Annotated in this window: 22 protein-coding genes; 11 read left to right on the top strand and 11 right to left on the bottom strand. The window is 71.2% G+C overall.

Translation table 11 applies throughout. The annotated features are described in order from the left end of the window. Positions 1-38: 38 nt before the first annotated feature. The 7 genes from pstB to FBZ33_RS28495 all read right to left on the bottom strand — a co-directional run bounded on the left by pstB (position 39) and on the right by FBZ33_RS28495 (position 7,155). Complete coding sequence (pstB, locus tag FBZ33_RS28525) at positions 39-815, bottom strand: phosphate ABC transporter ATP-binding protein PstB (RefSeq protein WP_141911386.1); 777 nt, start codon at positions 813-815, stop codon at positions 39-41. A gap of 17 nt (positions 816-832) precedes the next feature. Continuing rightward, positions 833-1,921 carry a phosphate ABC transporter permease PstA gene (gene pstA / locus FBZ33_RS28520; RefSeq protein ID WP_141911384.1) on the bottom strand — a complete coding sequence of 363 codons (1,089 nt, stop codon included), beginning with the start codon at positions 1,919-1,921 and terminating at the stop codon, positions 833-835. After that, positions 1,918-3,009 carry a phosphate ABC transporter permease subunit PstC gene (pstC, locus tag FBZ33_RS28515; protein WP_141911383.1) on the bottom strand — a complete coding sequence of 364 codons (1,092 nt, stop codon included), beginning with the start codon at positions 3,007-3,009 and terminating at the stop codon, positions 1,918-1,920. Before pstC ends, pstA begins: the two co-directional genes overlap by 4 nt. Before the next feature lie 39 nt (positions 3,010-3,048). Further along, positions 3,049-4,155 carry a phosphate ABC transporter substrate-binding protein PstS gene (pstS, locus tag FBZ33_RS28510; protein ID WP_141911381.1) on the bottom strand — a complete coding sequence of 369 codons (1,107 nt, stop codon included), beginning with the start codon at positions 4,153-4,155 and terminating at the stop codon, positions 3,049-3,051. Positions 4,156-4,427: 272 nt separating this feature from the next. After that, complete coding sequence (gene mshD / locus FBZ33_RS28505) at positions 4,428-5,354, bottom strand: mycothiol synthase (RefSeq protein WP_141911379.1); 927 nt, start codon at positions 5,352-5,354, stop codon at positions 4,428-4,430. Between the two features lie 61 nt (positions 5,355-5,415). Further along, entirely contained in the window at positions 5,416-6,246 is an 831-nt protein-coding gene (locus tag FBZ33_RS28500) for a polysaccharide deacetylase family protein (RefSeq protein WP_255509059.1), read from the bottom strand. Between the two features lie 189 nt (positions 6,247-6,435). Then, complete coding sequence (locus FBZ33_RS28495) at positions 6,436-7,155, bottom strand: response regulator transcription factor (RefSeq protein ID WP_179781168.1); 720 nt, start codon at positions 7,153-7,155, stop codon at positions 6,436-6,438. 243 nt (positions 7,156-7,398) lie between these two features. Here FBZ33_RS28495 and FBZ33_RS28490 point away from each other — a divergent pair, with 243 nt between their 5' ends. From FBZ33_RS28490 to FBZ33_RS28465, 7 genes are all read left to right on the top strand, one after another. Next, positions 7,399-8,457, top strand: a complete 1,059-nt coding sequence (locus FBZ33_RS28490) for a hypothetical protein (RefSeq protein ID WP_141911376.1) — start codon at positions 7,399-7,401, stop codon at positions 8,455-8,457. Between the two features lie 104 nt (positions 8,458-8,561). Next, the gene (locus tag FBZ33_RS28485) at positions 8,562-9,350 is read left to right on the top strand and encodes a DUF2993 domain-containing protein (RefSeq protein WP_141911374.1); all 789 of its coding nucleotides are present in this window, start codon (positions 8,562-8,564) and stop codon (positions 9,348-9,350) included. A gap of 92 nt (positions 9,351-9,442) precedes the next feature. Further along, complete coding sequence (locus FBZ33_RS33850) at positions 9,443-9,520, top strand: Ms5788A family Cys-rich leader peptide (RefSeq protein WP_310503780.1); 78 nt, start codon at positions 9,443-9,445, stop codon at positions 9,518-9,520. Between the two features lie 206 nt (positions 9,521-9,726). Then, positions 9,727-10,575 (top strand): sulfurtransferase, encoded by an 849-nt coding sequence (locus FBZ33_RS28480; RefSeq protein ID WP_088950396.1) that lies wholly within the window; start codon positions 9,727-9,729, stop codon positions 10,573-10,575. A gap of 2 nt (positions 10,576-10,577) precedes the next feature. Beyond that, positions 10,578-10,898 carry a DUF1416 domain-containing protein gene (locus FBZ33_RS28475; RefSeq protein ID WP_141911373.1) on the top strand — a complete coding sequence of 107 codons (321 nt, stop codon included), beginning with the start codon at positions 10,578-10,580 and terminating at the stop codon, positions 10,896-10,898. Positions 10,899-11,094: 196 nt separating this feature from the next. Then, complete coding sequence (locus FBZ33_RS28470; RefSeq protein WP_141912995.1) at positions 11,095-11,631, top strand: winged helix-turn-helix domain-containing protein; 537 nt, start codon at positions 11,095-11,097, stop codon at positions 11,629-11,631. Between the two features lie 125 nt (positions 11,632-11,756). After that, complete coding sequence (locus tag FBZ33_RS28465; RefSeq protein ID WP_255509058.1) at positions 11,757-12,533, top strand: hypothetical protein; 777 nt, start codon at positions 11,757-11,759, stop codon at positions 12,531-12,533. Positions 12,534-12,552: 19 nt separating this feature from the next. On the opposite strand, the gene FBZ33_RS28460 is transcribed toward FBZ33_RS28465, so the two are convergent. The 3 genes from FBZ33_RS28460 to FBZ33_RS28450 form a co-directional block, all read right to left on the bottom strand. Then, a complete protein-coding gene (locus FBZ33_RS28460) occupies positions 12,553-14,607 on the bottom strand; it encodes a glycogen debranching N-terminal domain-containing protein (protein ID WP_141911369.1) in 2,055 nt (684 codons plus the stop codon). Further along, positions 14,604-14,984: an SCP2 sterol-binding domain-containing protein gene (locus FBZ33_RS28455; RefSeq protein ID WP_088950391.1), complete on the bottom strand. Its 381-nt coding sequence runs from the start codon at positions 14,982-14,984 to the stop codon at positions 14,604-14,606. Before FBZ33_RS28455 ends, FBZ33_RS28460 begins: the two co-directional genes overlap by 4 nt. Positions 14,985-15,063: 79 nt before the next feature. Further along, positions 15,064-15,438, bottom strand: coding sequence for a DsrE family protein (locus FBZ33_RS28450; protein ID WP_088950390.1), 375 nt, complete (start codon positions 15,436-15,438; stop codon positions 15,064-15,066). Between the two features lie 12 nt (positions 15,439-15,450). Between FBZ33_RS28450 and mtfM the strand changes: the two genes are divergently transcribed. Together mtfM and FBZ33_RS28445 are read left to right on the top strand one after the other, a co-directional pair. Beyond that, positions 15,451-15,555 carry a small membrane protein MtfM gene (gene mtfM, locus FBZ33_RS33655; protein WP_030327764.1) on the top strand — a complete coding sequence of 35 codons (105 nt, stop codon included), beginning with the start codon at positions 15,451-15,453 and terminating at the stop codon, positions 15,553-15,555. Positions 15,556-15,669: 114 nt separating this feature from the next. After that, entirely contained in the window at positions 15,670-16,257 is a 588-nt protein-coding gene (locus FBZ33_RS28445; protein ID WP_141911367.1) for an FABP family protein, read from the top strand. Here FBZ33_RS28445 and FBZ33_RS28440 read toward each other — a convergent pair whose 3' ends face one another. Beyond that, on the bottom strand, positions 16,258-17,136 hold the full coding sequence (locus FBZ33_RS28440; RefSeq protein WP_141911366.1) for an aminotransferase class IV: 879 nt from the start codon (positions 17,134-17,136) through the stop codon (positions 16,258-16,260). 69 nt (positions 17,137-17,205) lie between these two features. Between FBZ33_RS28440 and FBZ33_RS28435 the strand changes: the two genes are divergently transcribed. Together FBZ33_RS28435 and FBZ33_RS28430 are read left to right on the top strand one after the other, a co-directional pair. Continuing rightward, positions 17,206-17,634: a Fur family transcriptional regulator gene (locus FBZ33_RS28435; RefSeq protein WP_141911364.1), complete on the top strand. Its 429-nt coding sequence runs from the start codon at positions 17,206-17,208 to the stop codon at positions 17,632-17,634. Next, positions 17,631-18,743, top strand: a complete 1,113-nt coding sequence (locus FBZ33_RS28430; protein WP_141911363.1) for a folate-binding protein YgfZ — start codon at positions 17,631-17,633, stop codon at positions 18,741-18,743. Before FBZ33_RS28435 ends, FBZ33_RS28430 begins: the two co-directional genes overlap by 4 nt. Positions 18,744-18,760 lie beyond the last annotated feature (17 nt).

The raw sequence follows: 18,760 nt of genomic DNA, 5'->3' as shown, positions 1-18,760 counted from the left end.
CGCAGATCTTGGGCGCGGTCTGGGTAGGGGTATGCGGCTCAGCCGAAGCGGCCGGTGATGTAGTCCTCGGTCTTCTTCACGCTCGGGTTGCTGAAGATCTTCTGGGTGTTGTCGTACTCGATCAGCCGGCCCGGGTCGCCGGTCTTCTCGATCGAGAAGAAGGCGGTCCGGTCCGACACCCGCGCGGCCTGCTGCATGTTGTGCGTCACGATGATGATCGTGAACTTGTCCTTGAGCTGGAACATCAGGTCCTCGATCGCCAGGGTGGAGATCGGGTCCAGGGCCGAGCACGGCTCGTCCATCAGCACGACCTGCGGCTCGACCGCGATGGTCCGGGCGATGCAGAGCCGCTGCTGCTGACCGCCGGAGAGGCCCGCGCCGGGCTTACCCAGCCGGTCCTTGACCTCGTTCCACAGGTTCGCCGAGCGCAGCGCCTTCTCGGCCGCGTCCTCCAGGATCGACTTCTTGCGGACCCCGTTGAGCTTCAGCCCGGCCACCACGTTCTCGAAGATGCTCATGGTGGGGAACGGGTTCGGCCGCTGGAAGACCATGCCGATCGTGCGCCGGACCGCGGTGACGTCCACGTCCCGGTCGTAGATGTCCTGGTCGTCGATGGTCAGGCTGCCCTCGACCCGGGCACCCGGCAGCACCTCGTGCATCCGGTTGATCGACCGCAGGAACGTGGACTTGCCACAACCGGACGGCCCGATGAGGGCGGTGACCGTCTTCGGCTCGACGGTCAGGTTGATGTTCTCGATCGCCTTGAACCCGCCGTAGTACGCGGTGACGTTCGAGGCTGAGACGCGCTTGGCCATGGTGGTACCTCCGGGGTTCATCGGCTGAGCCGGTTGCGACGGGCCAGCAGCTTCGCCGCGATCGTCAGGATGAGCACGAGGGCGACCAGGGTGAGTGCCGCGGTCCACGCCCGTGCCGGTGCGTACTTCGACGCGTCACCGGCCTGCTGGTAGACGAAGAGGGACAGCGACGACTGGTTGTTCTCGAAGGGGTTCGTGTTGATCGCGGCGCCGCCGCCGGCGACCAGCAGCACCGGCGCGGTTTCGCCGGCAGCGCGGGCGATGGCGAGCATGACGCCGGTGACGATGCCGGGCAGTGCCGTCGGCACCACCACGCGCAGGATGGTCTTCCATTTGGGTACGCCGAGCGCGTACGCGCCTTCGCGCAGTGGCGCCGGGACGAGGCGGAGCATCTCCTCGGTCGACCGGACGATGGTGGGCAGCATGAGCACGCTCAGCGCGAGCGCGGCGGCGAAGCCGGAGAAGCTCGGCCGGCCGTCGTTGAACCACGGCGACACGACCAGCACCCAGAACGCCAGCACGAAGAGGCCGGAGACGATCGACGGGATGCCGGTCATCACGTCCACGAAGAACCGGATCGCGAAGGCGAACTTGCCCCGGCCGTACTCGACGATGTAGATCGCGCAGAGAACGCCGAGCGGGACGGTGATCAGTGTGGCGATGCCGACCTGCTCCAGCGTGCCGACGATCGCGTGGTACGCGCCGCCGTTGGCGTCCCGGGCCCCGATGTTGTTCATCGAGGTCTGGAAGAAGTTGGCGTCGAACCGCTCGGCGCCCTTGCTGACCAGCGTCCAGACCACCGAGACGAGCGGCAGCACCGCCAGCACGAAGGCGGAGTGGATCAGTGCGCTCCAGGTGCGGTTGCGCGCCGACCGGCGCCCCTCGACCGCGTTGGCGGCGGCGAAGAGCCCAACCAGGTAGAGGATCGCGCCGAGGACGACCACGAGGACCGGGCCGCCGATGTCGGTGCCGTAGACGATCACGGCGGAGAGCAGCAGGGCTGCCACGGCGATGGCCGGGGCGGCGTACCAGGGCAGCCGCCTGGCCCGCAGCGAGGCGGGCTGGGCCGGCGGCCGGGTGCGGTGGGAGGTGACGGTTGTGGTCATGCGGCCGACTCCGTGAACTCCCGGCGGCGGTAGATGATCGCCCGCGCCGTGATGTTGACGATCAGCGTGATGGTGAACAGCACCAGACCGGAGGCGATGAGCGCGCCCCGGCCGGTCTCGTTCGCCTCGCCGAACGCGTTGGCGATGTTGGCGGCGATGGTGTTGCCGCCGTTCTGGATCAGGTTGAACGAGATGCCGAAGGTGATGCCGAGGGTGAGCGCCAGGGCGATGGTCTCGCCGAGCGCCCGGCCGAGGCCGAGCATCACCGCGGCGATGATGCCGGGGCGGCCGTAGGGCAGGACCGCGGTGCGGAGCATCTCCCAGCGGGTGGCGCCCAGGGCGAGGGCGGCCTCCTCGTTCGGGGTCGGCGTCTGGAGGAACACCTCGCGGGAGAGCGAGGTGATGATCGGCAGCACCATGATCGCGAGTACCAGGGCACCCAGCATGATCGACTTACCGAACGGGCCGTCGCCGCCGAAGATCGGGATCCAGCCGAAGTACTCGTTCAGCCAGACGGAGAAGTCCCGGACCGGGTTGATGAAGATGTCCCGCCCCCAGAGGCCGAAGACCACGCTCGGCACGGCGGCGAGGAGGTCGACCAGGAAGCCGAGCGCGGTGCCCAGCCGGCGGGGTGCGTAGTGCGAGAGGTAGAGCGCGATGCCCAACGCCACCGGCACCGCCATGAGCAGCGCCAGCGCCGAGCTGAGCACGGTGCCGAAGGCGAGTGTGCCGATGCCGAACTTCGGCTGCGTCTCGTTGGGAGACCAGCCCTCGTAGGACCAGAAGTTCTCGGTGTTGGCGCGGAGGGCCGGCACCGCCTTGGCGATCAGGAAGATCGCGATGGCGGCGATGATGACCAGAACGGCGGTGCCGGCGGCCAGTGTGAGACCGCGGAAGGCCCGCTCGGCGCCGAACTTGCGGCTGCGCGGCAGTGCGCCGCCGCCGCCCAGCCCGGTGTCGCCCGGGGAACGGGTGCTGACTGGTGCCTCGGCCACACGCGCCGAGGCACCGGCGGGCCACTCGTGACTCTGGGTCACGCGCGTCCCGCCGGTGCCGGCGTCGGCCGAGCGGTGAGAGGTTTCACCCATCTGCTCGCTCGATTCGGTTGAGGAGGTGGTGGGGTCGGGTCAGGAGAGGTTCTTGACCGCGGTCTCGACCTTGGTGCGGACCGTCTCGGGCAGCGGGGCGTAGCCCAGGTCGGTCAGCGAGGTCTGGCCCTCGGCGCTGGCGGCGTAGCCCAGCAGACCCTTGACCAGCTTCAACTTGTCGGCCGCGAGGCCCTTGCTGCAGACGATCTCGTACGTCGCCAGGACGATCGGGTAGGCCCCGGCCTCCTTGGTGTTGTAGTCGATCTTCAGCTTGAGGTCGTCGCCCTGGCCCTCGATCGCCGCGCCGGCGATGGTCTTGCCGGCCGCCTCGGCGGTCAGCGCGGCGAACTCGCCCGCGCCGTTACCGATCTTGGCCATCTTCAGGCCGGCGTTCTCGGCGAACGACCACTCCATGTAGCCGATGGAGCCGTCGGCGCCCTTGACCGAGCTGGCCACGCCGTCCGAACCCTTGGCGCCGGTGCCGCCCGGGGCCTTCCACGCCTTGGCCTTGCCGAGGGTCCAGTCGGTCTCAGCGGTCTTCGACAGGTAGTTGGTGAAGTTGTCGGTTGTGCCCGACTCGTCCGAGCGGTGGACGGTCTGGATGGTGGTCGACGGGAGCTTGGCGTCCGGGTTGTCGCCCTTGATCGCCGCGTCGTCCCACTTGGTGACCTTGCCGGCGAAGATCTTCGCCAGGGTGGCCGGCTTGAGCTGGAGGTTGTCCACGCCGCTGACGTTGTAGGCGACGGCAACCGGGCCGATCACCATCGGCAGGTGGATGGCCTTGCCACCGACGCACTTGGCGTCGGCCTGCGGCTGCTCCTCCGGCTTGAGCGCGGAGTCGGAGCCGGCGAAGTCGGCGGTGCCGGCGATGAACGCCTGGATGCCGGCGCCCGAGCCGGTCGGCTCGTAGTTGATCGTGGTGCCCTGGCACTTCTGCTGGTACGCCTTGATCCACTCGGCCATGGCGTTCTTCTGCGCCGACGAGCCCTGGGCGTTCAGCGTTCCGGTAGCGCAGTCGACCGCGGCGGTCGAGCCCGAAGCGCTGGCGCCGGAGGCGGGCTCGTTGTTGTCCGAGCCGCATGCACTGAGGCCGAGCGTCGCGGCAAGGGCGAGGCAGGCAATAGTGCCGTACCGCTGGAGCTTCACCTGAGGGGTTCCCTTCGCGTCTGACTTGGCGCCCCGATCCCGGGGGCCGAGGACCGGCACTGACCGGCTGACACGAAAGTTAGAAGTGCCAGGTAGCCGGTTCGCCGGTCACAAGTGAACGCAGGGTGAACACGTACGGCCCCGGAGGTGACCGCTTGCTGAGGGTGAGTTGTCCGTTAAGTGAACCGGGATACACCTGTCGGAAGTATGGGTATATTTCCGGTTCGGCGTTATGCCGCCGACGCCCGGCCGTTACCCGCCGGTGACCACGGTCAGCCCAGGTGGTAGTTGATGTGCGCGGACCAGCGGGCGAAGCCCAGCCGTTCGTAGAGCGCCACTGCCCCGGTGTTCGACTCGTCCACGTAGAGCATCACCCGGTCCAGGCCGCGCTTGTCCCGCAGGTACGCCAGCCCGGCTGTGGTCAGCGCCCGGCCGAGCCCACCGCCGTGCGCGGTCGGCTCCACTCCCAGGACGTACACCTCGCCGATCCGGGCCGAACCGGGGCGCTCGTGCACCTTGGTCCAGTGGAAGCCGAGCAGCCGCCCGGTCGCGGTCTCCTCGGCGAGCAGGAAGCCGGCCGGGTCGAACCACGGCTCGGCGAGGCGGACCGCCAGGTCGTCCGAGGTCCACCGGCCCTGCTCGGGGTGCTCGGCGAAGGCGCGCGCGTTGAGACTGAGCCAGGTCGCGTCGTCCGCACCGGGTTGGAACGCGCGCAGCGCCACCCCGTCGGGCAGGCGTGGCTCGCCGAGCGGGGCGGCCAGTGGCCGACGCAACTGCCAGAGCACCCGCGCCCGGGTGAAGCCGAGATCGACGCCGAGGGCAGCGGCGGACGGGTGGTCGCCGTGCGCCCACGCCCGCAGCGGCCCGGTGGCCGAGGCGAGCACGCCCCGGGCCAGCGCGCGGCCGGTGCCCCTCCGCCGGTACGCGGGGTGCACCACCAGCTCGACGCCGATGCCGCCGACGGGGTCGGTCGTGTCCAGGTGCGCGTACCCGGTCAGGGTGCCGTCGTCGGCGCGGGCGATCAGGTGCACGGCCGGGGCGTCCGGGTCGCGCAGTCGGAGCAGGACGTGCTCGTCGAGCGGGTCGGCGCCGTCGGTGTCGCCCGCGGAGCTGGCGAGGGCCAGCACGTCGGCGATGTCCGCCGGTGCCAGTCGGTCGGTCCGGGTCACCTGGTCGCTGGTCGGCTCCGCGCTGCTCATCCCGTCACCGTATCCGTTGCGTGTCGTGACGCCCGGTCCGTCGCCGAGCGAATGCTGTGACTCAGGTCGGGTCGGTGGGCAGGGCCTCCAGGTCGAACCGCGCGGTCAGGTCGGGCAGGATCCGGCGCAACGCGTCCACGGTGCCCTGCCGGTCGCCGCCGGCGTCGTGCAGCAGCACCACCGAGCCCGGTTCGGCCTGGCTCAGCACGGTCGCGGTGATCTTGGCGGCACCGGGCAGATCCCAGTCCGACGGGTCGACCGACCAGTGCAGCGGGGTCATGCCGAGCTGCCCCGCCACCGATACCACCGGGTACGTCCAGGCCCCGCCCGGCTGGCGGTACCAGACGATCGGCGCGTTCGGCACGGCCGCCCTGATCGCCTCGTTCGTGCGCAGGAGATCGGCCCGGATCGCGTCGGCCGACCGGGCGCCCAGGCCGACGTCGTGGTGCCAGGAGTGGTTGCACAGGGTGTGGCCGTCGCCCACGATCGCCTGGACCAGGTCGGGGTGGTTCTGAGCGTTCTCGCCGACCACGCAGAACGTCGCCTTCACATCGAATTCGCGCAGCATGGCGAGGACCTGCGGGGTGTACCGCGGGTCGGGCCCGTCGTCGAAGGTCAGCGCGAGCCGTGGGGAGCCGGTGGTGGCGTGCGCGCCGAACAGCTTGTCGCCGCCGCCGTCCCGCTCCGACCCGTCCTGGCCCGTCTCGGTGGGGCCGTTGCTGGCGCCGGGGTTCGGGACGTCGCCCGGCTCGCCGTCGCTGGGCTGGTCGGCGTAGTGCGGCCCGTCGGCGTGCGCGGTGACATCGGTGGGATGCCGGGGGGTCGGGTCGACGACGAGGCTGCGGCCCAGCGCGTACGCCGAGCCGAGCAGCGCCGCCAACACCAGCGTCACGATTCCCGTCGCCCGCGCGGACGAACTGACCCGCGTCACGGCTTCCGCCCGGTTTGCCGGCCAGGCCGACCCGTCGCCCCCGTGGTCACTGCGCGCACCGTCGCCCCTTTCTCCGACAAACCCGGCAGTCAGAATAGAACCGCCAAGCCGCGCAAAAAGGGCATATAGGAAAGCTGAGTGACTCCTCGATCAGACGGGCAGGGGCGCGTGCTCTGCCTCGGGCAGGGACCGCGAAGGCGGGACGACGAACTTGTAGCCGACCTGGCGGACGGTGCCGATCATCGACTCGTACTCCGAGCCGAGCTTGGCGCGCAGTCGCCGGACGTGCACGTCCACAGTGCGGGTGCCGCCGAAGTAGTCGTAGCCCCAGACCTCCCGCAGGAGCTGGTCCCGGGTGAACACCCGCCCTGGGTGCTGGGCCAGGAACTTCAGCAGCTCGAACTCCTTGTAGGTGAGGTCGAGAGGGCGGCCCTTGAGCTTGGCCGCGTACGTGTCGGGGTCGATGGTCAGCTCGCCGGCCCGGATCGAGCCGCCGGCGCCGGCGGTCGCGTTGCTCAGGCGGCCGACCGCGAGCCGCAGTCGTGCCTCCACCTCGGCGGGACCGGCCGAGGCGAGGATGACGTCGTCGACGCCCCAGTCGGCGTTCAGCGCGATCAGGCCGGCCTCGGTCACCACCGCGACCAGCGGCACGCCGAGCCCGGTGGCGTGCAACATGCGGCAGGTCGCCCGGGCCTCGCTCAACTCCGACCGGGCGTCCACCAGCACCGCGTCGGGGCTGGGGCCCGCGACCAGAGTGCGGACATCGCGCGGCGCGGTGCGGACCGAGTGCGGCAACAGGTCGAGTGCCGGCAGCACAGCCGACGGTTCGCCTGCGCGCGCGGTCACCAGCAGCAGGATCTCCACGATCACCTCCGTCCCGGCGGCGCTCGGCCGCACGCGACCAGACACACTCGCGGGGGAGTGTGCTGAGAAATTGCGTGGTCCCGGCGTCGCTGACGGGCGGGGTAACGGGGTTGAGCGTAACCGATCGCCTCGGCCGCGCCGTCTGGCCATTTCCCGTTTGTCTACCTTGCCCCTGATCGTGGAGCAGATTTTAACGTTGCTGAAACCCGTGACCGTCGTGTCCGGCCGCCGGTCTGGCACGATCGGGTCGTGTTTCCCTCCACCTCGCCCGAGGCCGGCCGTGAATCGTGGCCCGCCGGACCCCACCCGGGCCCGGCCGCCGCAGCGACGCGCGGCAACCCGCCCGCGCCGCGTACCGGTCCGGCCACCACCGACGGCGATCGCCGCGAACGAAGTGGGCCTCGCCGAGCCCGTCGCTCCGGCGAACCGGCGCGCCGATCCGAAGACGAGATCGACGAGCCGGAAGAGGAGGTCATACCCCCGGTCGAGGTGCACCGTCAGCTCGCGTTGACCATCGCCGGCTTCGCCGCGCTGCTCGGCGTCGGCCTGGTGCTCGGCGCGCAGACGTCCGGGCCCGGTCACCGGCTGCCGTTCGCCTTCATCATCTTCGGCGTCCAGTTGCTCTTCGTGCTCGCCTGGACGATCGCCATGCGCCCTCCCGCGATGCTGGTGGTCGCCGGGATCAGCGTCGTTGTCGCCGCACTCGCCGACATCGCCGCCGTGCAGACCGACGTCGCCGGTCTGGCGCCGCTGGGCTACCTGGCCGCCGGCGGCTTCCTCGCCGCGGTGCTCGGCCAGCTGGTCCGCCGCGTCGACCGGGTCCGGGTCACCGACTCCCTCGGCGCCACGCTGCTCATCGTGGTCGGAGTGGTGGCCTTCGGCACCCTGATCGTGCTCAGCCGGATCCCGGCCGGCACCCAGGCGATCACCGTCTGCCTGACGGCGAGCGGCGTCGCGCTGACTGTCGCTCGGCTCACCGACGCCGTACTGCCCTGGCCCCGGCTGGCCCCGCAGGTGCCCAGGGGCGCGGCTGGCGTGGTGGCTGGCGCGATGGTCGGCACGCTGACCAGCGCACTTCTCGGCAGCTACCTGGTGGCACCCTTCACGCCGACCCGGGCCGCCGTGATCGGCCTGGTCGCGGCAGTCACCGCCGTGCTCTCCGACCTCGCCGTCGGGTACGCGGAGGCGGGCCGGCTGATGGCCGGAGAACCGCCCACCATGTGGGTGGCCCGACACATGCAGGGTCCGCTCGGCGGTTTCGCCCTGGCGGCACCGGCCGCGTACGCGATGTGCATGCTCTTCCTCTGAGTCACGGTTGAGCCTGGAGCCGGTCGGGTACCTACGGGTGCGCCGCGCAGCGGCACCGGTGTGGACGACCCGTCGTGGTGCGGCGGGTGGAGACAGGAGGCGGCGTGGCGGAGGACTATCCGGCGGACGGGGCGCGGCCCCGACGGCGCGGCCGCAAGCTGCTCATCGGCCTGTTCGTCCTGCTTCTGGTGGTGGCGGGGTTGCTGGTCGTTGCCGACCGGGTGGCGGTCGGGGTCGCCGAGCGGATGATCGCCGACCGGGTCCGCCAGGAGATCACCAAGCAGGGCGGGCAATCCGCCGAGCCCGATGTGGAGGTCGCCGGCACCCCGTTCCTCACCCAGGTGCTCGACGGCCGCTACCAGCGGATCACCATCAACCTGCGGGACGTGCAGGCCCCGGTCCAGGGCGACGTCGTGCGCCTGTCGGTGCTGGACGTGGACGCCCGCAACGTCCGGGCCTCACTGGACACCCTGCGCACCGGCCAGGGTGACATCGTGGCGGACACCGTCAACGGCACCGGCACGATGAGCTACGACAGCCTCGCCGCGCTGCTGAAGCGTCCGGGGCTCACGCTTGGCGAGCAGAACGGCAAGCTCGCCGTCACGGGTCCGGCCGACATCCTCGGTCGGAAGATCACGATCAGCGGCACCGCCGACGTCACCGTCGCCGACAACGGCGCCGTCGCCCTGCGCTTCAACGACCTGGATGCCGCGGGCCTGCCGAACCTGCCGCTGGCGCGCGGCCTGCTGAACAACTTCGCCAAGGACATCTCCATCGACGTGCCCCTGCCCGACCTGCCGTTCCAACTCGCCGTCCGGGAGGTCCGGCCGCTGCCGGAAGGGTTGGCGGTCACCGCCGACGCGAAGAACGTACCGATCAATTCCGTCAGCTGAGTCGGAACCCCATCCGGCCGGTGATCCGGTCGATTCCCGGATGGTGGTCGGCTCAGTGGCAGCCCGGTCACTGACTGGTAGGCTCCCTGGCCATGGGGACCCACCTCACCAAACGGCGCGCGGTCGACCTGTGCCGCGTGGCCACCTGCCTGTGTCGCCCCGTCATCTGACGGCGGGGCTGTCTCCGGCCGCCTGACGGCGGCCACCGGCGCAGGGTTCTCGCACCCTCCGGTGATCCCACCGAATGCCCGGCAGCGGCGCCGTCGCACGAACCCGTGATCCCGTCCTTCCGCTGGGTCCCGCGCGTGGTGCGACAGTTACACCCATCAATGCTCGCGCGTTGGCTCACCATCCATCCTCACCAGGGAGTGATTCGATGAGTCGCGACACCGCACTCGTTTCGGCCGAATGGGCCGAGAAGAACCTCGACGCCCCGGGCGTCGTCTTCGTCGAGGTCGACGAGGACACCTCGGCCTACGACACCGGCCACATCGCCGGCGCCATCAAGATTGACTGGAAGACCGACCTGCAGGACCAGGTCCGCCGGGACTTCGTCAACAAGACGCAGTTCGAGGCGTTGCTCTCCGAGCGGGGCATCAGCAACGACGACACCGTCATCCTCTACGGCGGCAACAACAACTGGTTCGCCGCGTACGCCTACTGGTACTTCAAGCTCTACGGCCACGGCGACGTGAAGCTGCTCGACGGCGGTCGCAAGAAGTGGGAGCTGGACGCCCGCCCGCTGGTCACCGACTCGGTGGCCCGCCCGGCGACGCAGTACGTCGCGCAGGAGCCGGACACGTCGATCCGGGCCTTCCGGGACGAGGTCGTGGCCGCGATCGGCACCAAGAACCTGGTCGACGTGCGCAGCCCCGACGAGTTCGCCGGCCGGCTGCTCGCCCCCGCCCACCTGCCGCAGGAGCAGGCGCAGCGGGCCGGGCACATCCCCACCGCGATCAGCGTCCCGTGGTCCAAGGCGGCCAACGAGGACGGCACCTTCCGGTCCGACGACGAGCTGCGCAAGATCTACGGCGACGCGGGGCTCGACGACGGCAAGGAGACCATCGCCTACTGCCGGATCGGCGAGCGCTCCTCGCACACCTGGTTCGTGCTCCAGGAGCTGCTGGGCCACCGCAACGTCAAGAACTACGACGGTTCCTGGACCGAGTACGGCTCGCTGGTCGGCGTGCCGGTCGCGCTCGGTGACGAACCCGGGGAGGCCTGATCATGACGCTTCCCATCGCCGCGGGTTGCGCCGCACCGGACCAGGCCGCACAGTTGCCGGCCAGTCTGGACCTGGAGAAGGAAACCGTCATCACCGGGATCGTCCGCTCCAGCGAGGACGAGCCGGTGCCGGGCGCGTACGTCCGGCTGCTCGACTCGACCGGTGAGTTCACCGCCGAGGTGGTGACCTCGCCAGCCGGCCAGTTCCGGTTCTTCGCCGCGCCGGGCTCGTGGACGCTTCGGGCGCTGTCCCGGCACGGCAACGGCGACACCGCCGTCACCGCTGGCCGTGGCGTCAACGAGGTTGGCGTCACCGTCGCCTGACCCACTGCTCTGATCGACCGGGGCCGGTCACCCTCCTGGGGTGGTCGGCCCCGGTCGTGTGTTCGGCGATGCGCCGGTGGTGTGGGCCACCGCCGCTCACGGGTCCTCGGCGGTCACCGCCGTTCCGCCGGGACGGGCCGCGAAATCAATCGGCATACGTCACTATCTACTGGTGGAAATCACGGGTGAGGGTGGCATGTCCGGCGAAGAGGTTCCGATCGTCGTCTGCGTCAGCGCGGACATGTCGATGCGGGAGCGGGTGCTGCGTCAACTCGACGGGCTCGGCCCGGTGCTCAGCTGTGCCGACCTGACCGAGCTGCGCGAGCTGCTGTCGTCGCCGACCGCCCCGCCGCCGGCCCGTCCCGCGACAGTGCCGCCCGCCGCTCCGGCCCGTCCCGCGATCGTGCCGCCCGGCGTGCCGCAGGGCCTGGTCAGGTGGGGTGAGCTTGTCGTCGACCGGGCTGGACACCGGGTCACCTGGCGCGGGGACCCGCTCCCGCTCACCCCCACCGAACGGGAACTGCTCGCCCTGCTCATCGGCCCACCGCTGGTGGTGTGGAGCTACGAACAGCTCTTCGCCGCCGTGTGGAGCGGCCCGTACCGGGGCAGCGCCATCCTGCACTCAGCCGTCAAGCAGCTCCGGCACAAACTGCGTGGTCTCCCGGGAGGGCCGCAGGTGCACACCGTCCAGGGGATCGGCTACCGGCTCGATCCACCACCCCGCTCGACCTGACCGCCGGTGGGCCGGCGGCCGACCCGTGACACCATGGCCGGGTGAACGGTGCTGTCCAGACGGGTTGGGCTCCTTCGGCCGGTCCCACCGCGCCGCCTCCTGCCCGGTCGTGGCGGCGTGTGTTGGTGGCCGCGACAGCGGCCTGGGCCGTGTTGCTGGCCCTGCTCACCTGGACGTCGGTCCGCGACGACCCACCGACCGTGCGCGAGCAGCGGTCCCTCCACCAGGCGGGCCCGGTGGTCGACCGGGCGATCGGCGAGCTGGCCCGGGCGGCCGGTGCGGCCGGTCTGCTGGAGCTGGGCCCGGCGCGGATCGCGGAGGGTTGCCGGGTCACCCCGTTCGCCGACGGGGCGAGGCTGCGGCGTGACGTCGGGGTGCTCGCGCCAGCCGGCTCCGAGCAGACCGTGCTGAAGGGGATCGCCGAGCGGCTGCCGGCGAGCTGGCGGGCCGGGGTGGGCCCCGGGCTGAACGGCATCGAGCTGTACGCCGACGCCGGAGAGTTCGTGGCCGTCCAGGGACGGCCGACCGCGGACGGCCGGGTGCGAGTGGTCGTCGACACCGGTTGCCGACCGGTCGGCTCCGGCTACACACCGGTCGCGGCCACCGCCGGCCCCGAGGCCGCCGCCCTGACCGCGGCGCTGCGGGCGCTCGACCGCCCGGCCGACGCCGCGCCGGAGCTGGTCACCGCACCCTGCCCGGGCGGCGGGTCGGCCCACACCGTCCGTTCCGCTGAGGGCCCCGGCCCGGCCGCGCCGACGGCCGCGCTCGCCGCGCTGGCCGGCAACGCCCCACTGCTGGACCAACCCCCGGTGTACGCGTACCGCACCGGCCCGGTCACCGTGCTGGCCGAGCTCGACCAGGACGCGACCCGGTTGGCCGCCACCGTCGGCTGCCCGGGTTGAGCCGGGCGGCTCGCTCGGATCATCCGCCGCCTGGCTGATCCTCCGGGTCACGGCTGCGGCCCAACGCGTCGACCTTCCCCCACCGACCGGGGATGTCCAGCAGCTCGACCCGGCCCATGCCCGGTGGCACGGCCGGGTCGATGATCAGGTGCTCGCCCTGCGGCTCCAGGCCCAGCATCACCCGGAGCAGCAGCAGGGGAGTGCCGGTCGACCAGGCCTGCGGGCTGCACGCGGTCGGGTACTCCACCGGGTAGTCGGTGAGGTCGCGGGCGTAGCCGGCGAACGCCTCCGGCAGCCGTCCCTCGAAGTAGCGGGACGCGGCCAGCATCGTGTCGCAGATCAGCCCGGCCTCATTCCGGAAGCCGTACCGCCACAGCCCCCAGGCGATGATCGAGTTGTCGAACGGCCACACCGTGCCGACGTGGTACCCGATCGGGTTGTACCGTCCCTCGTCCTCGGCGAGCGTCCGCACTCCCCACCCGGAGAACAGGCGCGGCCCGAGCAGGTGCTCGACCACCTTGCCGGCGCGGGACTCGTCCACGATGCCGCTCCACAGCAGGTGCCCGATGTTCGAGGTGAGCGCGTCCACCTGCCGCCCGTCGGCGTCCAGCGCGAGCGCGTAGTACTCGCGGTCGGCGATCCAGAAGTCACGGTCGAACCGCCGCTTGAGGTCGGCGGCCTCCCGCTCCAGCCGGTCGGCGTACGCCGGGTCGTTCCAGAAGGTCCGGGCCAGCCGGGCGGCCCGGATCTTCGCGTCGTACGCGTACCCCTGAAGTTCGCAGGTCGCCCGGGGGAAGCCGGGCATCTCGCCGTCGGCGTACGAGATGGCGTCCCAGGAGTCCTTCCAGCACTGGTTCTGCAGACCGGTCTCCGGGTTGCGGGTCTGGTACCAGAGATAGCCGGTGCCGAGCAGGTCCCCGTACGTGTCGATCCACTGCAACGCCGCGCGGACCTGCGGTTCCAGCTTGCGGACCAGTGTGGCGTCACCGGTCCACCGCTCGTACTCGTCGAGCAGGATGATGAACAGCGGGGTCGAGTCGGCCGACCCGTAGTACGGCGAGTGCGGCTGCTCCTCGAAGCCGGCGGTCTCCCCGTACCGCAGCTCGTGCAGGATCTTGCCGGGCTCCTCGTCCCGGAAGTCGTCCACCCGGTGCCCCTGTAGTCCGGCCAGCATCAGGATGGTCGGGGGCACCAGCTCCGGCAGGAACGGCAGCACCTGCAACGAGGTGATGATGCTGTCCCGACCGAACAGGGTCATGAACCAGGGCAGTCCGGCGGCGATCAGCCGCACGCCCAGGGCGATCGACTCGTAGCGCAGGGCGGCTAGGTCGTTGAGGCTGCGCCGGTACGCCCCGGCCAGTGGCTGGCAGTCGCAGCCGAGCTTCGGCGCCCGGTCGATCAGTTCCTGCTGCTCGGCCCGGATGACGTCCGCGCTGCGGCTGCCGCCGTAGGGGAGGGTCGCGCGGATGTCCTCACCGCGCGCCCCGAAGACGACGCTGGACACGCGTAGCCGGGTGGTCCACTTGCCGTTGCGTTCTATCCGGATCCGGAAGGTCATCCCGGTGGTGTCGACCTGCCCCGGCGCACTGGTGCTGACCGTCGTCTCCCGGTGGAACGCCTCCCGGCGGTAGGTCAGCCGCAACTCGTTCTCCGCGACCGTGACAGTGGTGCGCCCCTGCTTCTGCCGGCGGTGCTTGATCTCGAACAGGTCGGCGAAGTCGGCCGCGATGTCGATCCGGACGGTGAACTCGACGTCCGCCTCGGTGTGGTTGAGGACGGTCAGTTCCTCCGCGAAGCTGCCCACGATCGCCCGGCTGCGGATCACCGACGCTTTGGCGTCCAGGTAGTGCGTGGGTTCGCCGGGGGCGAGGAAGAACTTGGTGCGGTACGACTGGGTGTCGTCGACGGAGAGGGCGTGCAGCCGCTGGCCGTCCAGGGTGAGTACCCACTTGGACAGGAACCGGGTGTCGAAGGAGAACAGCCCGGTGGGGAAGTCGTAGGACGGCTCGATGTCCCCACGCCGGTCGCTGACCAGGAAGGTGTTGCCGTCCAGAATGCTGACGAGTTCCTTCACGTCGGTCGCCTGGCCGCCCGGCGGGCCACCTCACGGGGGTCGCGGGTGCCGGGTGGGTCGGGGAAGAACCGACGGAAGGCGAGGAAGAGCACCACGTTTCCGCTGAACGTGCTCTCGTTGCGTAGCACCGCCGCGACACCCTGCGCCTCGCCGGTGATCAGTCGATCGAAGAGGGCGGCGCTGCTGAACCAGATGGCGTCGGCCGGCCCGCGCTCGCGGCTGACCTGCACCGACCCGGGCCGCATCCGGACCAGCCAGTGCTCGGTCCGGTGGTCGCTGCCGAGGTCGATCTGCAGGGTTCCGTCGGCCAGGCCGCCCAGGACGTCCGGGGCGCGCGCCGGCAGTGATTCGAAGAACCTCTCCGCCGCCTCGGTCACATCCGAATCGTAGGCAGCCGTCCGAGATGTCGGGTCGGTATCGGCACTCCGCCCGGATCAGCCCCACCGGGTCGGATGGTCAGTAGACGAGTGCCTGCGCGCCCTCGGCCAACGCCTCCTCGACGAAAACCGCGGCGCCCGCGATCCGCACCCCGGGCAACACATCGTCCGGGCCGATCTCCCGGCGGGCGGCGCACTGGGTGCAGGCAGTCACCCGGCCACTGGTCAGGATGACGTGCAGCAACTCTGCCAGCGGTGCGGAGTGCGGCAGCTCGAACTGTTGGGCGCGACCGGGCAGCGCGAACCAGGTCGATTCACCGGTCAGCCAGAGCGACACGTCCACCCCGGCCGCGACAGCCGTCGCGGCGACAGTGAATGCCTGCGCGCACCGCTCCGGGGCGTCCGCCCCTGCGGTGGCCTTGACGACGAGAGTGCGGGCCATGTGGCCCAGCATAGGATGGCCGGGATGGTTACCGAGATCGGGTTTGTCAGCCTGTTGGTCGCTGGCCTGGGCGGGCTCGCCGGTGGCCTGGTCTACCTTGCCGTACGCATTTCGAGAGGACGCTGGTGAGCGCGAGGAGTGAGCCGGGTCTGCGAGCCCCGCAGTCGCGAACGAAGGTGGCCCTGTGAGCGCGAGGAGTGAGCCGGGTCTGCGAGCCCCGCAGTCGCGAACGAAGGTGGCCCTGTGAGCGAGAACCCGCTGCAGCCGCCGTGGCTGAACGCGCCGCCGGTCGAGGAGTACCCGTTCGAGGAGAGCCACGACCTTCGGGTCGGGCCGAAGCTGCACCCCGCGCTGGATGGCCTGCTGCCCTACATCGGGCTGTGGCGCGGCCGGGGCAAGGGTGGTTTCCCCACCATCGAGGACTTCGACTACGCGCAGGAGATCCGGATCAGCCACGACGGCCGACCGTTCCTGCACTACGAGTCCCGCGCCTGGATCCTGGACGAGCAGAGCAAGCCGGTCCGGCCGGCCGGCCGTGAGATCGGCTGGTGGCGGCCGGTGCTGGTGGACGGGCGGGCGGGCGACGAGCTGGAGGCGCTGCTGAGCACCCCGACCGGGGTGATGGAGTTGCACCTGGGCAAGCGCACCGGCACCCAGGTCGAGTTCGCCACCGACGCCGTGGTCCGGACTCCGACCGCCAAGGAGGTCACCGGTGGGAAGCGGCTCTTCGGCATCGTCGAGGGTGCGCTGCTCTACGCCCAGGAGATGGCCGCCATGGGCCACGGTCTCAGCCCGCACCTCTCCGCCCGGCTCGTCCGGGTCGGCGGCTGACTAGACGGGGAAACCCAGCAGGGCGTGCAGGGCCGGGGTGCGCGGGCAGCGAGCCCGACGCACCCCGTCCAGCGTGTGCACCTCGGCGGCTCCGCGTAGCGACGAGGTGAACCACAGGCCGTCCGCGGCGTGCAGCTCGGCCACCGTGGCCAGCCGCTCGGCGGTGTTCAGGCCCAGCTCGGCGGCGTGGGCGAGCAACCAGGCGACGGTCGTGCCGGCGAGGATGCCGGTTGTCGCGGCCGGCACCGTGCAGAGCGTGTCGTCGGTGAGCCACACCACGTTGGCCGTGGGGCCCTCCAGCGCGTAGCCGTCGGAGGAGACCCACAGCACGTCGTCCACCCCGGCCCGGCCGGCCCAGCGGCGGGCGGCGCTGCTGACCGCGTACGACGTGGATTTGATCCCGGCCGGCAGCCAGCTCAGCCCGGGGCGAGTGTCGGCGGTCACCCCCAGCGGCAGGGTGGCCACATTGATCCCGTTCCGCCGGGCTGCCCGGGGAGGCGCCGGCACCTCGGCCAGCGTGGCGTAGACCGTCGGAGGGCCGCCGGCCTCCGGGCCCCTCGTGCAGACCAGCCGGAGCGCCCCTTCCACGGGCGTCGGCCAGTCTGCGCGTACCTCGTCGAGCAGGTCGGTCAGCGCTGCGGTGGGGGGTAGGGGCAGGTCGATGGCCAAGGCCGCCGCGACCAGGCGGGCCAGGTGCTCGTCGCGCAGCCACGGCCGGCCGTGCCGCAGGTGCATGGTTTCGAAGATGCCGTCGCCGTGCAGGACGCCGAGGTCGTCGCCGCGAAGCACGGGGTCGCCGGGCGGAATCAGGCCGCGCCCGAGCACGGCGATCCGCGCGGTCGGGCCGGCCGCGCCCTCCCCGCCGGACGACTTCACCATGACCGTCGAGCGTAGCGGCGGTCGATCGCGATGTGAGGAGCAGCCTGGTGGCCGAACTATGATCGGACGGTGTCCGAATCCTCCCTCGCGGAAATGCTGCGGGCCCGTGGGCTGCGGCTGACGGCCCAACGGCAGCTCGTCCTCCAGGCGGTGCTCGATCTGGGGCACGCCAGCCCGGAGCAGGTGCACACCGCCGTCCGGGAGGTCGCGGCCGGCGTCAACATCACCACCATCTACCGGACGCTTGAGCTGTTGGAACGGCTCGGCCTGGTCGCCCACACGCACCTGTCGCACGGCTCACCGACCTATCACGCCGCCGGTGAGCACCAACACGTCCACCTGGTCTGCCGGGAGTGCGGCGCGATCGACGAGATCGATCCGGAGCTGCTGCGCCCGCTCGCCGACCAGTTGGCCACGCAGCGGGGGTTCCGGGTGGATATCGGGCACGTGTCACTTTTCGGCGTCTGCGTACGCTGCGAGAACGGGGACAACAAATGATCGACATCGCGGGCGCGGTGGCCGTCGAGGGCATTGACGAGGCCAGCCGTGACCAGCCGGATCCGGCGCATGTCGCGGCCGGGGTGCGGGGGGTGGCCGCACACTACGGCGACCCGCTGCGTGAGCAGCGCACCCTCGACACCGCTGTAGGTCTGGTCGACCGGTCGCACCGGGGGATCATCGCGGTGCCCGGGGAAGAGCGGGCCAGCTGGCTGCACACTGTCACCTCGCAGCACCTGAGCGCACTGGCCGCCGGTGAGGGCACCGAACTGCTGGTGCTGTCCCCGCACGGCCACATCGAGCAGCACGCCATGGTCGCGGAGGACGGCGAGACCACCTGGCTGGACACCGAGCCGGGGGCCACCGAGGGTCTACTGGCCTACCTGAACAAGATGCGGTTCTTCAGCAAGGTCGAGCCGCGCGACGCGACCGCCGAGCGGGCACTGTTGTCGCTGGTCGGGCCGGCGGCGACGGAGGCGCTGAGCACGCTCGGCGTGACCGGGCTCGCCGCGCCGGACCAGATCGCGGTGCCGGGTCCGAAGTTCCCGCACGGTGCCGTGCCACTCCGGGCGAGCGCGCGGTACGACGTACGACCGCTGCCGATCGGCGGCTGGGCCCGCCGCGGCCCGCTCGGGGTGGACCTGCTGGTGCCCCGCTCGGCGATGGACCAGGTCGTGGCGGAGCTGCGCGGCGCGGGCGTGCCGGTCGCGGGGCTCTGGGCGTACGAGGCGATCCGGGTGGCCGCGCGCCAGCCCCGGGTCGGGGTGGACACCGACCACCGGACCATCCCGGCCGAGGTGGACCTGATCGGCCCGGCGGTGCACCTGGACAAGGGTTGCTACCGGGGGCAGGAGACGGTGGCCCGGGTGCACAACATGGGTCGGCCGCCGCGCCGCCTCGTACTCCTGCACCTGGACGGGGTGACCACCGACCAGCCGCCGGCGGTCGGTACGCCGGTGACCCTCGACGGCCGGGCGGTCGGCTTCGTCGGCACCGCGGTGCTGCACCACGAGCTGGGTCAGGTCGCCCTGGCCGTGATCAAGCGGAACGTCTCCGACGACGCCGCGCTGATGATCGGGGAGACCGCGGCGGCGATCGACCCGTCCTGAGCGGGCCGTCTAGGATC

The sequence above is a fragment of the Micromonospora sp. A202 genome, assembly GCF_006715105.1.
Lineage (GTDB): Bacteria > Actinomycetota > Actinomycetes > Mycobacteriales > Micromonosporaceae > Micromonospora > Micromonospora zamorensis.
Note: the sequence above shows the minus strand (reverse complement) of the source record. Positions and strands in the feature narration are given on the sequence as shown.

Bases quoted from the DNA above. Each gene is read 5' to 3' on its own strand.
- pstB (WP_141911386.1), bottom strand. From the start codon at position 815: ATGGCCAAGCGCGTCTCAGCCTCGAACGTCACCGCGTACTACGGCGGG.
- pstA (WP_141911384.1), bottom strand. From the start codon at position 1,921: ATGACCACAACCGTCACCTCCCACCGCACCCGGCCGCCGGCCCAGCCC.
- pstC (WP_141911383.1), bottom strand. From the start codon at position 3,009: ATGGGTGAAACCTCTCACCGCTCGGCCGACGCCGGCACCGGCGGGACG.
- mshD (WP_141911379.1), bottom strand. From the start codon at position 5,354: ATGAGCAGCGCGGAGCCGACCAGCGACCAGGTGACCCGGACCGACCGA.
- FBZ33_RS33850 (WP_310503780.1), top strand. From the start codon at position 9,443: ATGGGGACCCACCTCACCAAACGGCGCGCGGTCGACCTGTGCCGCGTG.
- FBZ33_RS28480 (WP_088950396.1), top strand. From the start codon at position 9,727: ATGAGTCGCGACACCGCACTCGTTTCGGCCGAATGGGCCGAGAAGAAC.
- FBZ33_RS28475 (WP_141911373.1), top strand. From the start codon at position 10,578: ATGACGCTTCCCATCGCCGCGGGTTGCGCCGCACCGGACCAGGCCGCA.
- FBZ33_RS28470 (WP_141912995.1), top strand. From the start codon at position 11,095: ATGTCCGGCGAAGAGGTTCCGATCGTCGTCTGCGTCAGCGCGGACATG.
- FBZ33_RS28450 (WP_088950390.1), bottom strand. From the start codon at position 15,438: ATGCTGGGCCACATGGCCCGCACTCTCGTCGTCAAGGCCACCGCAGGG.
- mtfM (WP_030327764.1), top strand. From the start codon at position 15,451: ATGGTTACCGAGATCGGGTTTGTCAGCCTGTTGGTCGCTGGCCTGGGC.
- FBZ33_RS28440 (WP_141911366.1), bottom strand. From the start codon at position 17,136: ATGGTGAAGTCGTCCGGCGGGGAGGGCGCGGCCGGCCCGACCGCGCGG.
- FBZ33_RS28430 (WP_141911363.1), top strand. From the start codon at position 17,631: ATGATCGACATCGCGGGCGCGGTGGCCGTCGAGGGCATTGACGAGGCC.